Annotated in this window: 12 protein-coding genes; 7 read left to right on the forward strand and 5 right to left on the reverse strand. The window is 70.9% G+C overall.

The genetic code is table 11. The features are described from left to right. Positions 1–161: 161 nt before the first annotated feature. The gene (locus tag ACWCSU_RS52235) at positions 162–1442 is read right to left on the reverse strand and encodes an aspartate aminotransferase family protein (protein ID WP_449945010.1); all 1281 of its coding nucleotides are present in this window, start codon (positions 1440–1442) and stop codon (positions 162–164) included. Between the two features lie 235 nt (positions 1443–1677). On the opposite strand from ACWCSU_RS52235, the gene ACWCSU_RS52240 reads away from it, so the two are divergent. Then, positions 1678–2376, forward strand: coding sequence for an alternative oxidase (locus tag ACWCSU_RS52240; RefSeq protein WP_357710723.1), 699 nt, complete (start codon positions 1678–1680; stop codon positions 2374–2376). Here ACWCSU_RS52240 and ACWCSU_RS52245 read toward each other — a convergent pair. Beyond that, positions 2373–3866 (reverse strand): MFS transporter, encoded by a 1494-nt coding sequence (locus ACWCSU_RS52245; RefSeq protein ID WP_449945014.1) that lies wholly within the window; start codon positions 3864–3866, stop codon positions 2373–2375. The genes ACWCSU_RS52240 and ACWCSU_RS52245 overlap by 4 nt on opposite strands. A gap of 13 nt (positions 3867–3879) precedes the next feature. On the opposite strand from ACWCSU_RS52245, the gene ACWCSU_RS52250 reads away from it, so the two are divergent. The 5 genes from ACWCSU_RS52250 to ACWCSU_RS52270 are packed head-to-tail and all read left to right on the forward strand — an operon-like array spanning position 3880 to position 9313. After that, on the forward strand, positions 3880–4581 hold the full coding sequence (locus ACWCSU_RS52250) for a TetR/AcrR family transcriptional regulator C-terminal domain-containing protein (RefSeq protein WP_357710719.1): 702 nt from the start codon (positions 3880–3882) through the stop codon (positions 4579–4581). 13 nt (positions 4582–4594) lie between these two features. After that, on the forward strand, positions 4595–6223 hold the full coding sequence (locus tag ACWCSU_RS52255; RefSeq protein WP_449945017.1) for an AMP-binding protein: 1629 nt from the start codon (positions 4595–4597) through the stop codon (positions 6221–6223). A gap of 56 nt (positions 6224–6279) precedes the next feature. Then, positions 6280–7896 carry a PucR family transcriptional regulator gene (locus tag ACWCSU_RS52260; RefSeq protein WP_449945019.1) on the forward strand — a complete coding sequence of 539 codons (1617 nt, stop codon included), beginning with the start codon at positions 6280–6282 and terminating at the stop codon, positions 7894–7896. Then, the gene (locus ACWCSU_RS52265; RefSeq protein WP_449945022.1) at positions 7893–8924 is read left to right on the forward strand and encodes a DmpA family aminopeptidase; all 1032 of its coding nucleotides are present in this window, start codon (positions 7893–7895) and stop codon (positions 8922–8924) included. Before ACWCSU_RS52260 ends, ACWCSU_RS52265 begins: the two co-directional genes overlap by 4 nt. Positions 8925–8929: 5 nt before the next feature. After that, positions 8930–9313, forward strand: a complete 384-nt coding sequence (locus ACWCSU_RS52270) for a cupin domain-containing protein (RefSeq protein WP_364104579.1) — start codon at positions 8930–8932, stop codon at positions 9311–9313. Here ACWCSU_RS52270 and trpS read toward each other — a convergent pair. Next, positions 9310–10272, reverse strand: a complete 963-nt coding sequence (trpS, locus tag ACWCSU_RS52275) for a tryptophan--tRNA ligase (protein WP_449945026.1) — start codon at positions 10270–10272, stop codon at positions 9310–9312. The genes ACWCSU_RS52270 and trpS overlap by 4 nt on opposite strands. A 253-nt stretch (positions 10273–10525) precedes the next feature. Here trpS and ACWCSU_RS52280 point away from each other — a divergent pair, with 253 nt between their 5' ends. After that, positions 10526–11995, forward strand: a complete 1470-nt coding sequence (locus tag ACWCSU_RS52280; RefSeq protein WP_357710704.1) for a phosphodiester glycosidase family protein — start codon at positions 10526–10528, stop codon at positions 11993–11995. Between the two features lie 50 nt (positions 11996–12045). Here ACWCSU_RS52280 and ACWCSU_RS52285 read toward each other — a convergent pair whose 3' ends face one another. Both ACWCSU_RS52285 and ACWCSU_RS52290 read right to left on the reverse strand, forming a co-directional pair. Further along, positions 12046–14547: a tetratricopeptide repeat protein gene (locus tag ACWCSU_RS52285; protein WP_449945029.1), complete on the reverse strand. Its 2502-nt coding sequence runs from the start codon at positions 14545–14547 to the stop codon at positions 12046–12048. Between the two features lie 692 nt (positions 14548–15239). Continuing rightward, positions 15240–15737: an HAD domain-containing protein gene (locus ACWCSU_RS52290; RefSeq protein WP_449945032.1), complete on the reverse strand. Its 498-nt coding sequence runs from the start codon at positions 15735–15737 to the stop codon at positions 15240–15242. Positions 15738–16510 lie beyond the last annotated feature (773 nt).

Consider the following 16510-nt stretch of genomic DNA (forward strand, 5'->3'; position numbering starts at 1 on the left):
CGCCGGGAAAGCCGCCACCGCCGCCGCGACCGCCGCGTCCACCTCGGCCACCGACGCCAGCGCGACATGACCGCTGACCTCACCCGTCGCCGGGTCGAAGACCTCCGCCGTCCGGCCACCGCCGTCCGTCAGGGCGCCGTTGATCCAATGCTTGACCGACTTCACTGAGCTGCTGCCTCTGCGTTGATGACTTCGAGTGCGTTGACGATGATCCCCAGGCCCTCGATGGCCTCGTCCACCGTGAGGGTGAGGGGCGGGGCCATGCGGATGGCGGTGCCGTACAGGCCGCCCTTGCCCGCCAGCAGGCCCGCCTTCTTGGTCTCCTCCATGAAGCGGACGGCCTGGGCGGGGCTCTCCAGCTCGACGGCGAACATCAGGCCCTTGCCGCGCACGTCCTTGACGATCGGCAGGCGCGCGGCCGCCTCCTTGAGGCCGCCGATGATGATGTCGCCGGTCCGCGCCGCGTTGGCCTGGAGGTCGTGGTCGAGGACGTAGTCGAGGGTGGCGTTGGCGGCGGCCATGGAGATGGGGTTGCCGCCGAACGTGGACAGGCCCACGGCGTGCGGCCCGTCCATCAGGTCGCCGCGGGCCACGATGCCGCCGACCGCGAAGCCGTTGCCCAGCCCCTTGGCGAACGTGATCATGTCGGGGGTCACGCCGTGGTTCTGGATGCCGAAGAACGCGCTGCCCGTACGGCCCCAGCCGGTCTGCACCTCGTCGGAGATGAGGTAGATGCCCTGCTCGTCCAGGACCTCCTTGTAGGCGGCGAACAGGCCGTCGGGGGCCATGGTGAAGCCGCCCACGCCCTGGATCGGCTCGGCGATCAGCGCCGCCACGTCGTTGGAGACCGAGGTGGCCAGCACGTGGCGCAGGTCGTCCACGCACGCCTTGATGTAGTCGGCGTCGGACAGGCCCTTGAACTGGGTGAGGTGCCGGTCGGCGCCGTGCAGGAAGTGCACGTTGAGCGGGGAGAGCGAGTTGTTCTTCCACGCCCGGTTGGAGGTGACGCTGACCGCGCCGAAGCTGCGCCCGTGGTAGCTCTGCCGCATGGCGAGCACCTGGTCGGTCTTGCGGGCGTACGTCGCGAGGAGGAGAGCGGTCTCGTTGGCCTCGGTCCCGGAGTTGGTGAAGAACACCTTGGCGTCGGGGATGCCGGAGAGCCTGGCGATCTTCTCGGCGAGCTCGACCTGGCCGCGCAGCAGGTAGACGGTGCTGGTGTGGACCACGCCGGTGGCGAGCTGACGCTCGACGGCGTCGCGCACCTCGGGCACGTCGTACCCGATCATGTTGGTCAGGATCCCGGCGAAGAAGTCAAGGTAGCTCTTGCCATCGGCGTCGATGACGCGGTTGCCCTTGCCGCTGACGATCTCGATGGGCTCGTTGTAGTTGAGGGCCAGCCAGTTCGGCATCACTGCCCGGTGGCGCGCGAGTAGCTCCGACATGTTATCGAGTATCCCGTTCTCCCGTGCTTCCTCACAGCGGCAGGCTGTCGGCGGGGGGCCACATCACCTTACAAGATGTAAGTCCTCCCCCTAGGGGATCACCCGTGCGCCTGGGGGCGTACGCGCCGGCCCCCCGGTACGCCGCCAGAGGCATCGCGATTGACCACTCGCGGGCGACGACCCGGCGGGGCCCGCTCGGCCACCATCGGATCATCGACGAACCGAGGAGACCGAGATGACCGTCACCATCGACCTTCGCCCGGAGGCGCCCGCCGGGCCGCCCAAGCTCGACCGCGACCAGCTCCGCCGCGCCCAGCAGGACACCCTCGACACCCCGCGCATGGACTACAGCCTGCTGGCGCGGATGATGTTCAAGCCCGTGGACCTGATGTACGGCAGAAAGGGCTCGTACACGAAGTTCGCCATGCTGGAGATCATCGCGCGGGTGCCGTACCAGGCGTGGGAGCGGATGGGCTACTGGGCCGTCCACCGGCACGCCGGGCGCTCGGCCCTGGCCAGGAGGGTCTTCGAGCGCATCGTGGAGGCCCGTGCCGACCAGGACAACGAGCAGTGGCACCTGCTGATCATGCAGGACCTGGTGCAGCGCGCCGGGCAGCGCCAGAACTGGCTGCTGCACAAGGCGGCGCCGTGGCTGATCGCCTTCTTCTACTACCACGTGTCCTGGGTGCTCTTCGTGGTCCGGCCGGACTGGAGCTACCGGCTCAACGCCGAGTTCGAGGACCACGCCGAGCACGAGTACATGACGTTCGTGGCCGAGAACCCCGACCTGGACTTCGTGCCCGACCCCGGCACGTACGCCGACGAGTACGGCCGCTACCGCTCGGTGGCCGACCTGCTCCGGCAGATCGGCCACGACGAGCGCACGCACAAGCTCGACAGCCTGGAGAGCATGCGTGAGCCCCGCGTCCGCTAGACCTCGGCGAGCTCGGGAGCGGCCGCGACGGGGGCGGCCGGGCGCAGCACGACCAGCGCGAGCAGCGCGGCGGCGAGGCTGAACCCGGCCCCGACCCACGACCCGAGGTGCACGGCCACGGTGAAGGCCCGGTCGGCCACCTCGCCGAGCCCGATCTGCTCGGCGACCCCGATCGACTCGCGGGCCGCCGCGGGCGCGTCGAGCGGCATCTCCGAGGTGTAGACGCCGGCCAGCACGCTGCCGAGCACGGCGATGCTCATGGCCAGGCCCACCTGCTGCACGGTGTCGTTGAGCGCGGACCCGACGCCGGCGTGCTCCAAGGGGATCGCCCCCATCAGCGAGGCGTACGCGGACGGACCGGCCAGGCCGGCTCCCGCGCCCATCAGCACCAGCCCGCCCATCAGCGGCAGGTAGCCGGTGGTGAGCGCCATCACGACGAACCCCACCGCCATGATCAGCAGCCCGGCGGAGATCAGCACCCGGTTGGACACCTTCTTGCCCAGCGCCGCGCCGACGCCGTTGAAGACGACGGCCGCCGCCGCCTGGGGCAGCATGGCCAGACCGGCCTGGAGCTCGCCGTAGCCCAGCACGAACTGCAGGTACTGGGTGAGCATCAGCATCACGGCGCCCGCGCCGAACGACATCAGCAGGATCGAGAAGGAAGCGCCGCTGAAGTTGCGGTTCCTGAACAGCTGCAGCGGCAACATCGGGTGCTCGGCCCGCCGCTCCCAGATGACGAACGCGGTCAGCGTGACGACCGCCACCGCGATGACGGGCAGGTTCCACTCGCGTTCGATGATCACGTACACGGCCGAGGTCAGGCCCACGATCGAGAGCACCACGCCCACCGGGTCGATCCGCCGCCCGGCGCTGCGGGTCTCGGGCATCAGCACGAAAGCGGCCACGATGGCCAGCACCGCGATCGGGATGTTGAGCAGGAAGACCGAGCCCCACCAGTAGTGCTCCAGCAGGAAGCCGCCCAGCGTCGGGCCGGCGATCACGCCGAGCATCGCCACGCTTCCCCAGATGGCCATGGCCTTGCGCCGCTCGTCCTCCTCGAAGACGGTCATGAGGATGGAGAGCGTCGAGGGCATCAGGATCGAGCCGCCGACCCCCATCAGGGCCCGTGCGCCGATCACCTGCCAGGGCTCGGCGGCCAGCACGGCCAGCAGCGACGCGCCCCCGAAGAAGGCCAGGCCGATGACGAGGAAGCGGCGGCGGCCGTACCGGTCGGACAGGCTTCCGGCGGTCAGCAGCAGGCCGGCGAAGACCAGCACGTAGGCGTCGAGGATCCACTGGATGTCGGACGGCGTCGCGCCCAGCTCCTCGATCAGGGACGGGATCGCCAGGTTCAGCACGGTTCCGTCCACCGTGAGCACCAGTAGCGAAAGGCAGAGTACGACAAGGACCCACCAGCGGCGCGGGTCTCGTACAGTGTTCGAGGTCACTCGCACAGCGTACGACAACTCTCGCACACTGTGCGAGAGCATTTATCCTTGGGGGATGACCGGCAAGCAGTTCACCTCCGTCTGGTTCCGCGAGCCGCGCAAGACCGCCGCCCCCGGCCGCAGCCGCGAGGAGATCGTCAGAGCCGCCCTTGAGCTGCTCGACGAGGAGGGCATGGCCGGGCTGAGCATGCGCAAGCTCGGCGCGAGGCTGAGCGCCGGCGCCACCAGCCTCTACTGGTACGTCGCCAACAAGGACGAACTGCTCGAACTCGCCTACGACCAGGTCTGGGCCGAGATGACCGTCCCCGACGCCGAAGAGGTGGGCTGGCGCGACGCCGCCTCGGCCATGGCCTACGGCATGCGCGCGGTCATGCTGCGGCACCCGTGGTCGGCCGACCTCCTCGGCCGGGTGCCCGCGCTCGGCCCGCACGCCCTGTCCGCCTCCGACCGGATGCGCAAGATCTTCAGGACGGCCGGGTTCCACGGCCTCGACGTCGACTACGCCGTGGCCGCCGTCACCGCCTTCGTCTACGGCATGACCCTGCCCGAGATCGCCTGGGACGCCACCGCGAAAGACTCCGAGTACGACGCCGACGAGATGCGCGGCATGGTCGCCAAGGCCGCGGCCGACTTCCCCGACATGCTGGAGAGCCTGGCCATGGGGGCGTACCAGGATCCGCAGGTCCTTCGGGCCACGGCGTTCGACTTCGGGCTCGTGTCGGTGCTCGACGGCCTTGAGCGGCGGCTGGCGACGTAGCAGGATCCGGGGCATGAGCGATTTCCGCGCGGCCCGCGATCTTCTCCTGAGCGCCGACTACCCCACGGCCCGGCGTGACTTCCGCTGGCCGGAGGCCGAGCAGTTCAACTGGGCGCTCGACTGGTTCGACGGGGTGCTGGCCGCCGAGACGCCGCAGGCCGCCGCCCTGACCATCGTGAACCCCGGCGGCCGGGTCTCCCACACCTTCGCCGAGTTGTCGGCCCGCTCCAACCAGGTCGCCAACTGGCTGCGCGAGCAGGGCGTGCGCCGGGGCGACCGCGTCCTGCTCATGCTGGGCAACCAGAGCGAGCTGTGGGAGTCCATGCTGGCCGCCATGAAGCTCGGCGCGGTGATCATCCCCGCCACGACCCTGCTGACGGCCAAGGACATCGGCGAACGCCTCGAACGCGGCCAGGTCGCCCACGTGATCGCCAACGCCGCCGACGCGGGCAAGTTCGGGGCCGGCGAGTTCACGAAGATCGCGGTCGGCGACGCGTACGGGTGGCTGCCGTACCACGAGGCGTACGAGGCCGGCGAGCGCTTCACCCCCGACGCCCCCACCAGGGCCGGCGACCCCCTGCTGCTCTACTTCACCTCCGGCACGACCTCCCGCCCCAAGCTGGTCGAGCACACCCACGCCTCCTACCCGGCCGGTCACCTGTCCACCATGTTCTGGATCGGCCTGCGCCCCGGCGACGTGCACCTCAACGTCTCCTCCCCCGGCTGGGCCAAGCACGCCTGGAGCAACGTGTTCGCCCCCTGGAACGCCGGGGCGACCGTGCTCATCCACAACTACGAGCGCTTCGCCGCCCGCGCCCTGCTGGAGGTGCTGCGCGACGAGCGGGTCACCACGTTCTGCGCGCCGCCGACCGTGTGGCGGATGCTCATCCAGGAGGACCTGGCGGCCTGGAAGCTGCCGCTGCGCACCGCCGTGGCCGCGGGCGAGCCGCTCAACCCCGAGATCATCGACCAGGTCACCAAGGCGTGGGGCATCACTATCCGCGACGGCTACGGCCAGACCGAGACCACCGCCCAGATCGGCAACGTACCCGACGAGCCGGTCAAACCCGGATCGATGGGACGCCCACTGCCCGGCTACGACATCGTGCTCATCGACCCCGTCTCCGGCGAGCCCGGCGACGACGGGGAGATCTGCCTGCCGCTCGCCCCCCGCCCCCTGGGCCTGATGGCCGGGTACGTCGGCGGCTCCGCCGAGGCCATGCGCGACGGCTACTACCACACCGGCGACGTCGCCACCCGCGACCAGGACGGCTACATCACCTACGTCGGCAGGACCGACGACGTCTTCAAGGCCTCCGACTACCGCATCTCGCCGTTCGAGCTGGAGAGCGTGCTGCTGGAGCACCCGGCCGTGGCCGAGGCGGCCGTCGTGCCCGCCCCCGACCCGGTGCGCCTGGCCGTGCCGAAGGCGTACGTGATGCTGGCGCCCGGGTTCGAGCCCGGCGCCGAGACCGCGCGGTCGATCTTCGAGCACTGCCGGCGGGAGCTGGCGCCGTACAAGCGGGTGCGCCGGCTGGAGTTCGCCGACCTGCCCAAGACGATCTCGGGGAAGATCCGGCGGGTGGAGCTCCGGGTGCGCGAACCCCAAGGTGAGTACCGCGAGGAGGAGTTCAATCTGTGACAGTGTGTATATGGCTGTATGACCGTTCTTACAGGTTGATCGGCTAGGCTCGCCCCGTGCTCCCCACCATCGCCGACGTCCTCGCTCTTGAGACCGTGCGCCGGGGCAGCCCGCGCGTGGTCGCGGGCGCCGACCGGCTCGACACCAGGGTGCGGTGGGTGCACGTCGGTGAGATCGTCGACATCGCCCATCTGCTGCGCGGCGGCGAGCTGGTGCTCACCACGGGCGTCGCGCTCCCCGACGACCCGGAGAAGCTCGCCGACTACATCGGCGAGCTCGCCTCCGTCGGGGCCTCCGGGCTGATCGTGGAGCTGGGCCGCAGATTCCTGCGCGAGCTGCCCGGGGCGGTGGTCAAGTCGGCCGAGGAGCACGGGCTGCCGGTCATCGTGCTGGCCCGCGAGACGCCGTTCGTGCAGATCACCGAGTCCGTGCACGCCCGGATCATCGACATCCAGCTTGAGGAGCTGCGCGCCTCCGAGCAGCTGCACGAGGTGTTCACCGAGCTGTCGGTCGAGGGCGCCTCGCCCGCCGATGTGCTGACCCAGGTCGCCCGGCTGTCCGGCCGACCGGTGCTGCTGGAGAACCTCGCCCACCAGGTGCTGGCCTGCGAGTCCGCGGGCCGCGACGCCGGCACGCTGCTGGCCGGGTGGGAGAGCAGGTCGCGGGGGGTGGCCCCGGCCGGGCGCACGGCGTACGACCCCGCCTCCGGCTGGCTGATCACCACCGTCGGCGCCCGCGGCCAGGACTGGGGGCGGCTGATCCTCATCTGCGAGACGCCGCCGACGCCCCGCGAGATGGTGCTCGCCGAACGCGCCGCCACCACGCTCGCCCTCGGCCGCCTGCTCGAACGCCACCAGGAGTCCCTGGAACGCCAGGCCCACGGCACGATCATCACCGGCATCCTGACCCACGCCTACGCCGACCCCGACGAGGCCGCCGCCCGCGCCCGCGCGGTCGGCGTGCCGCTGACCGGCCGCAAGCTGGTCAGCGTCGTCATCAGGCCGACCGAACCCGCCGACCAGGCGCTCGACGGCCAGGCGCAGCTCGGCGAGCTGGCCGAGGCCACCGCCGCCGCCTGCCGCGACGCCCGCCTGCCCGCCCTGGTGGGCGCGCTCGACCAGGAGCGGGTCGGCGTCCTGCTGCCGCTCCCGCCGCGCACCGGCGCCGAGCCCGCGCTGACCGCGCTCGCCGAGCGGCTGCGCGTGCTGTGGCGGCCCGGCTCGGCGTTCGTGCTGGCCGCGGGGTCGGTGGTGGAGTCCATCCGCGACGTACGGCGCAGCTTCCTCGAAGCCGAGCAGGTCGCGGACGTGGCCGTGCGCCAGCCCGACGGCCGCGCCTTCTACCGCCTGCCCGACCTGCGCCTGCGCGGCCTGCTCCACCTGCTGCGCGACGACGCCCGGCTGCAGACGTTCGCCGAACGCGAGCTGGGCCCGCTGCTCGCGCACGACGCCCAGCGCGGCGGCGACCTCACCCGGATCCTGCGCACCTACCTCGACGCCGGCCGCAACAAGGCCGTGGCCGCGCAGAAGGCCCACCTGTCCAGGCCGGCCTTCTACGACCGCCTGCGCCGCCTCGAACGCATCCTCGACACCGACCTCGACGACGTCGAGTCATGCCTGTCATTGCACGTCGCACTGCTGGCGCTGGAGTCCTTCCGCAGGGAGAACCGTTGAGAGCTCGTGATCACGGCATCGTCGTCGGCACCGGCGTCCCCGGTCCGCTGAACGCGATCACCGACGTGCCCGGCGTCCTCGTCGGCCACACCACGCTGACCGAGGGCACCGCCCGTACGGGGGTCACCGTCGTCCGCCCCGGCCCGGGCTCGGCCTACGACTCACCCGTCTACGCCGGCTACCACTGGCTCAACGGCAACGGCGAGATGACCGGCCTGCCCTACCTCGACGACTTCGGCCTGTTGCACTCGCCGATCGGGCTGACCAACACCTTCTCCGTCGGCGTGGTGCGCGACGCGCTGGTCTCCCTGGAGGTCGGCGGCCGGGGCGCGGGCGCGTGGTCGCTGCCGGTGGTCGCCGAGACCTGGGACGGCCGGCTCAACGACATCGACGCCCGGCACGTCCGCCAGGAGCACGTCGAGCGGGCCTACCACGGCGCCTCGGCCGGCCCGGTGCCCGAGGGCTCGGTCGGCGGCGGCACCGGCATGATCTGCCACGGCTTCAAGGGCGGCATCGGCACCGCGTCCCGCGTGACCGGCGACTACACGGTCGGCGTGCTCGTGCAGGCCAACCACGGCCGCCGCGACCGGCTCACCGTCAACGGCCGCCCGATCGTCATGGACGACGTGCCCTGCCCCGGCATGCGCGAGGGCGCGGGGTCGATCATCGCCGTGGTCGCCACCGACGCGCCGCTCCTCCCCCACCAGTGCCGCAAGCTCGCCCAGCGGGCCGGGCTCGGCGTGGCCAGGACGGGCGGCGCCGGCGAGAGCTCCAGCGGCGACGGCTTCGTCTGCTTCGCCACCGGCAACCGCGACCTGCCCTCCAACGCCCTCGACGACGGCGGCTCGGGCGTGTTCGAGGTGCGGGTGCTGGCCGACGCCCTCCTCGACCCGCTCTTCCACGCCGCGATCGAGGCCACGGAGGAGGCCATCGTCAACGCGATGGTCGCCGCCGACACGATGACCGGCGCGAACGGCTTCACCGCCTACGCACTCGACGGCGCCCGCCTGGCCGACCTGGTGAAATGAGCAACATGTCTGACGTCCTGATGCCCGACCTCGAAGACCTCGGCCGCATGATCGCGACCGCCGGCGCGTTCGCCGTGCCCGTGCACGACGTGCGGCTGACCCCCGACGAGCTCGCCCCCGAGCAGATCGTCGCGGGCGACCCCGCCACCTCGTCGTTGGAGCTGGGCGACGGCCGGGGCATCTGGGAGATCACCCCCGGCGTCGTCACCGACGTCGAGACCGACGAGATCTTCGTCGTGCTGTCCGGCCGCGCCACCATCGCCGTCGAGGGCGGCACCACCATCGAGGTCGGGCCGGGCGATGTGTGCCTGCTGGCCGAGGGCGCCCGGACGACGTGGATCGTGCACGAGACCCTGCGCAAGGTCTACCAGTCCCGGCAGTCCGGCTAGAACCCCATCGCCGTACGGACCTCCTCCAGCGTGCGGACCGCCCGCTCCCGGGCCCGCTCGTTGCCCCGCGCCAGCACCTGCCTGGCGTCGGCCTCGGTGTGCTCGCGCCGCCGCCGCCTGATCGGACGCAGGAACTCGTTGACCGCCTCGGTCGTCAGCGCCTTGAGTGCGGCGGCCCCGCCGTCGCCGATCTCCTCGGCGATCTCCTGGGGCTGGCGCCCGAGGCAGAGCCCGGCCAGCGTGAGCAGGTTCGCGACCCCGGGCCGGTGCAGCTCGTCGAAGGTGATCAGGCGTTCGGAGTCGGTGCGGCCCTTGCGGATGAGGGCGGCGGTCTCGTCCTCGGTGGCCGCCAGGGCGATGGCGTTGCCGCGGCTCTTGCTCATCTTGCCGCCGTCCAGGCCCATGAGCAGCGGACGCTCGCCCAGCATGGCCTCGGGCAGCGGGAAGACCTCGCCGTACCGTTCGTTGAAGCGCCGCGCGACCAGCCGGGCCACCTCCACGTGCGGGAGCTGGTCGCGGCCCACGGGCACCAGCGTGCCCTTGCAGAACAGGATGTCGGCGGCCTGGTGCACCGGATAGGTGAACAGCAGGCCGCTGACCGCGCGCCGGGCGCTGTGCGCGATCTCGTCCTTCACCGTCGGGTTACGGCTCAGCTCCGCCACCGACACCAGGCTCAGGAACGGCAGCAGCAGCTGGTTCAGCTCGGGGATCGCGCTGTGCTGGAAGATCGTGACCTTGGCCGGGTCGAGGCCGACGGCCAGGTAGTCGAGCAGCACCTCGGTGATGTTGCGCTGGATCTCGCCGGGCAGGTCACGGTCGGTGATCACCTGGTAGTCGGCGATCAGCACGTACGTCCGGTATCGGTCCTGCAGCTCCACCCGGTTGGCGAGGGTGCCGAAATAGTGGCCCAGATGCAGGCGTCCGGTCGGCCGGTCGCCGGTCAGGACGACGTCGCTCACGGTGGGTCTCTCCTTCAGGTGTGCCGCCTGAGGGGATCCCGCGCTCGTGTAGGGCCGCCATCAGGACGGCCCAGCATGGAAGATCAGCGGCCGTCTGCCGGCCGCCACCACATGCTGATACGGGTCATAACACAATGTTATCCGGACTGGGTGTCAATCTGGTAACTCTTGAGCGGTTTGGCGCGTTCTGCTGACCCCAGGACCTTGATCTCGTCAGGATGGTTCGGTCCCTTTTCCGCCCTCTGGAGAGTTCATGTCTCGACGCACCCTCGCCGGCGGCCTGGCCATAGCCGCCACGATCACCGTCACCGCAGTTCCCGCCTCGGCGGCGCAGCTCGCGGTGCAGTTCCCGTCGGCCGACTTCCCGCTGGGCGCCCGGTCCGCCGCCACCAAGACGCTGACCGCCGTCACCCAGGGCATCGACCTGTACGACGTGAAGGCCGGCAGCTCCACCGACGGCTACACGGTGACCGTGCTCATGCCGAGCGGCCGCGACTACGGCGCTCTGGAGACCGCCCAGGCCAAGGTCACCGAGGTCGAGGCGGCCGGGGAGGCGGCGAGCCTGCAGAAGGTGATCCGGCCGAGCGTCGCCGACGCGCCCTCCCAGACCGTCTACATGGTCCGCGTGGGCCTGTGGTCCTTCAAGGACAAGGCGAAGGCCGACGAGACCGCCAAGACGCTCAAGGAAGCCGGGCTGAAGGTCAAGGTCGACTACCTCGGCGACGACGGCCTGAAGACCACCGGCCCCTGGGACGCCAAGGTCGTCATGATCGACTCCCGGACGTTCCGCGGCTCGTACGCCGCCTCCCTCGGCACCAGCGTCGCCAAGCGCGAGACGGTCTCCTCGATGGCCAAGGCGCGCAACGCGGTGGTCGGCGTCAACGGCGGCTTCTTCAACATCCACACCGCCAAGAACCTGCGCGGCGAGCCCGTCGGCGCCTCCGTGGTCGCCGGACGCCTGCTCAGCGAGGCCGTGCCGGGCCGCTCCGCCGTGGTGCTCCAGGGCCGCAGCGTCCGCGTCACCGAGCTGAAGACCGCCGTCACCGCGATCTCCCAGGACGGCGACAAGCTCGTCGTCAACGGCGTCAACCGCGCCGCCGCGACGGACGAGGCCGTGCTCTACACCGAGGAGTACGGCGCCAAGACCCCGACCGGCGGCACCGACATCGTCCTCGACGCCAACGGCAAGGCGGTCGCCGTACGCACGAGCGGCGCCGCCGTCGCCAAGGGCACCCGGGTGCTGCACGGCCAGGGCACGTCCGCCGATTGGCTCGCCGAGCACGCCTGGGAAGGCTGGACGGTCAAGATCGACACGAAGGTCACCGACCTGCGTACCGGCAAGGCCCTCAAGCTGACCCCCGACCTGAACGTGATCGCCGGCGGCGTCGGCCTCGTGCGCAACGGCCGCGTGAAGATCACCGCCAAGCGCGACGGCCATGACTCCGTGAACATGATCCTGCGCCGCCACCCGCGCACCCTCCTCGGCGTCACCAGGAACGGCAGCCTCATCCTGGCCACCATCGACGGCCGCCAGCCCGGCGTGACCATCGGCGCCAACTTCCACGAGGCCGCCCAGTTCATGCGCTGGCTCGGCGCGGTCCAGGCCGTCAACCTGGACGGCGGCGGCTCGACCGCGATGGTCGTGTCGAACAAGCTGGTCAACCGGCCATCGGACGGCGTGGAGCGCGGCGTCGGCGACGCCCTTCTCGTCCTTCCCCAGTAGCGGCCGGGGCGCGAGGGGCAGGCTCGCCCCCTCGCGCCCCGGCTCCCCCCTCACGGTCGGGTGCGGGCCGTCCAGTGGGCAAGTTGTTCCCTCGTCGTCACCGTGGCCGGATGGCCGGGTCCGAGAATGCGTTCCCGGACCGGAAGCAGCGCCGCACACAGATCCCGAGCTCCCACCACATCCCCCGCCTCCCCCGTCCAGTACGCCAGATTGGCCCTGGCGGTGAGCGTGTCAGGATGCTCAGGCCCCTGGACGCGCTCCCGTACCGGGACCAACTCCGCGTACTGATCCCGCGCCGCCGCCGCGTCCCCCAGCTCCCCCGTCCACCGCGCCAGCTCATGCCGGATCGTCAACGTGTCCGGATGGTCGGGCCCGAGAATGCGCTCCCGGACCGGAAGCAGCGCCGCGTACAGGTCACGGGCCGCCGCCGCGTCCCCCGCCTTCCCCGTCCACTGGGCCAGGCTGGCCCTGGCGGTGAGCGTGTCAGGATGCTCAGGCCCCTGGACGCGCTCCCGTACCGGGACCAACTCCGCGTACAGGTCACGGGCCGCCGCCGCGTCCCCCAGCTCCCCCGTCCACCGCGCCAGCTCATGCCGGACCGTCAGCGTGTCCGGATGATGCGGCCCCGACACCCGCTCCCGTACCAGGAGCAACGCCGCGTACTGGTCGCGGGCGGCCAGCGCGTCCCCCAGCTCACCGGTCCAACGGGCCAGCTCGTGCCGGTTGATCAGCGTCGACGGATGCTCGGCCCCCTGAACCCGCTCCCGCGCGGGCAGCAGCGCCGCGTACTGGTCGCGGGCGGCGGCCGCGTCCCCCGCCTGCCCGGTCCACTGGGCGAGGTTGGCCTGCGTGGTCAGGGTGTCCGGATGCTCCGGCCCCGACACCCACTGCCGCACGGGCAGCAGCGCCGCGTACTGGTCGCGGGCGGCCACCGGGTCGCCCGCCCGTCCCGTCCACTGGGCCAGGTTGTGCCGGGTCGTCAGGGTGTGCGGGTGTTCGGGACCGAGCACCCGCTCGTAGACGGGAAGCAGCTCCAGGTAATGGTCGCGCGCCGCCGACGGGTCGCCCGCCTCGCCCGTCCAGAGCGCCAGCTCGTGCCGGGCGGTCAGCGTCGCCGGCTCCTCCGGGCCCAGCGCCGTCGCGAGCGCGTCGGCGATCTCCTGGAACAACGCCTTCGCCGTACGGTAGTCGCCGCTGGCCCCCAGATACTGGGCCGTCTTGTCCATGCCGGGCGAGGTCGGCCCGAGCACCGTCCGGATGTGCGGCAACAACCTGGCGTACCGCGGCCACCGCACCTTCTGCCCGGGATCGTCCGGCAGCACGGCTTCCACCAGCACTGCCGCCACCTCCCGCCACCGGCGCTGTGCCCGCAGCGGAAGCTGGTCGAGCGTGACGGCCTGCACCAGCCGGTGCACGGTGACCGTCCCGTCCACGGGCGGCCCGATCAGGCTGTGCCGCCGCAACGCGCTCAGGGCCGCGTTGATCCTGAGCGTGTCGTGCGGCAGCGCCCGCATCATCATCAGCACGCTGGGATGCACGTCACGCAGCAGACGCGTCCGCGGCCCGGCAACCCGCCCGTACGCCAGCCGCCGCTGCATGTCCCCCCGGAACAGCTCGCGCGGCGCCCACCGCGCCAGCGGCGAAAGCAGCAAATGGTACGGAATTGCCTCGTGCGCGTAGCAGGCCAGCAGCCGCAGCAGCGCGATGGCCTGCGGACTCGTCCTGGCCAGCCGCCGGAACGCGAACTGCCACGTGGAGGCGACCCGCTCCCGATACCCCCACGCCTGCCCCTGCGCCAGCAACTCGGCACGCTGGTGATGCAGCAGATCCAGGTACTCCGACAGCTCCAGCCCCGTCTCCGACATGTACGCCGCCGCCTGCTCCAACGCCAGCGGCAACGCCCCGAGCTCCGCCACCACGGCGGCGGCCGCCACGGCGTCGTCCTGCCCCGAACTCGCCAGCATCAGCAGCGCCGCCGACTCCAGATCGAGCACCGGCAGCTCCAGCCCTTGGTCCCGCGGCCAGCTCCCGGACCGGCTCGTGATCAGCACATGCCCCGGCCCCGCCGGAGGCAGCACGGCCTGCACCGCCTCGGCCCCCGGCACGTTGTCGAAAATCAGCAACCACGGCCGGGTACGCGCCGCCAGCGCGGCGTGCACCTGGTCGACCGGGTCCGCCGCGTTCGCGCCCAGCTCCCGCAGTCCCATGAGCGCCGCCAACCGGGTGAACGCCGCCGACAACACCGCCGGCTCGGCCGCCGGCAACTGCCAGACGAGCTCGTAGTCGTGCTGGTACCGGTAGGCGTACTCCAGCGCGAGACTGGTCTTGCCCACGCCGCCGAGCCCGTGCACGGCCACCACCGCCGGCCGTACGTCGCTCCCCAGCAGCCGCTCCCGCAGCTCCGCCACGGCATCGTCCCGTCCGACGAGCTGCGGCGGCCGCGGCGCCAGCTGCACGGGCCGCGACGCCACCTGAGGCCGCGACGGGAGATGCACGGCCCCGATGACGTTGACCTGCCCACCGGTCACCGCCGTGGACCTGTCCCCGGTCATGGCCAGCCCGGACTCCTGCCGCCCTACAACGATCGACCGCTCGCCCTCAGCACCCCCCACCACCCGCCCGAGCCCGCCACCCTCACCTACCCCACCGGCTCCGCCCGCACCCGGCCCATCTGCTTCGCCTGCACCCGGTTCCGAACCGGCTCCGGCACCGGGCCGCCCAACCTCCTCCTGACCCCCAGCACTTCCACTTCCGCCCGCACCAGCCGACTCCCCACCACCGGAGGACCCCATGGCGGCCCGAAGCTGCGCCCACAGCCCGACACCGGCGATGAACAACCCCGCCACACCCACGAACATGCTGACGACACTGGCCCGCTTGTCCAGCAGCTCCAGCTGTAACGGCTCAGCGAAGAACCCCACGATCCCCGCGGCCACCAACCCGACGGAGATCGACGCGAACGTCCACACCAGCAGCCGACGGCTACGGCGCGCTGACTGCCTGGAAGGGGGAGAAGCGGTCACTCTAATAGAGTTACCCGATTACGCTAAGTATCCTATCGATATTGCCAGGTCCATGAACAACCTCTGACCTCGCCCAACCCCACCCACGAACCATCCCTCCCCCCGCCCCCAAGCCCCCCGTCACACAACGAAACCCCCACCGACTCCCACACGCGAGCCACATCCCTGTACGACTCGACGTGTTCGGTGACCTGTCGGTAGCAATGACGATCTCCGCCTGATCAGACTGCTCGTAGCCAGCGATCCAGGGCGATGAAGTCGTCGTTGGTGAGCCCCTGAGCCGACGGAACATGATGGAGGAGGGCTCGGCCGCGATGCTGTGCGGACACCCAGTCCCGATCGGCATCGGTGATCTCGTCGTCGACCCAGGCGAATGGACGCTGGTTGGCCCATGCCACCAGGGTCCTGGTCTTCCAGCAGAGCCCGAACCACTGGTCCTGACGTTCGTCCTCGTCGGAGGGCTCGGGCCAGTTCACGACAGGTAGCCGTGGCAATCCGATCCGGGGTGCGATCTCGACGTTGGCCTGATCTTCCCAGGTGGTGGCCCAGACCAGGTCGCACGGCAGCGCCGCCAGTCGAAGCCCCACCTGCGGGTCGAGCCGCGCCAGGTGGTTGGTCTGCCCACTGCCTGAGGGCTGGCGCTGCAGGCCCTCACCGAACGGCAACAGCGGCCCGTCGACATCAAGGAAGAGCAGGGGGCGCCCCTGGTGGCCAGTCATGCCGCGGTCACATGTTCGCGTCCGACCAGGACGCCACGCTCGAACCGAACTCCGGCTCGCACGGGTGCGACAAGAGGGAGAACGTTGAGCGGGTCTGACCGGGCTCGACGAGCTTGAGGGTCATGGCCAGGCCGGCGGCCCGCGAGCCGGACCCCTTGGTGACCTTGGTGCGGCGCTCGGACGGTGGCGAAGGTCGGGTCGATCGGCTTGACGGTGCGCAGGTGCACACAGCGCTTGACCGGGGAGCCGTCGAAGGCGAACAGTTCGTCGAGGTCACCGACAGTCTTTGCGACGGGCTTGGGGGCGCGATGCCGTAGGCGGCCTCGAACTCCTTCAGCGCGCACAAGGCATGGGTCTTGTCCTCGACCAGGGGTTGGCTGCAGCACACGCGAAGTCCGGCCTCTTTCCTGAACCGCCCGGCGCATCCAGAACCTCGGGCCTACCACCCCCGAGAGTCCCCCACCAGCGCGAGAGCCCTATGCGCCCCTCGACCTTGCAAGACTGCCTCAACGGCCCTCTGGACAGAACCCTCATCTGCCCTTCGGAATCCTCGAAGGGCATTCGGCGCACGACGGCACCCAGGACACCCACCCCACACCGGCAGCCCAACCAAAGATCACAACCTTCGGGAGGTAGCGCCCCGGCCGTACCCGCCGTCGCCGGCACAGACGTCTGGAAAATGCTCCAGAAATGCAGAAAGGGCCCCGACCTAAGTCGGAGCCCTTTCAAAAGATTGTCCGGCGGTGACCTACTCTCCCACACCCTCCCGAGTG

This window comes from Nonomuraea sp. NPDC001699 (assembly GCF_053596455.1).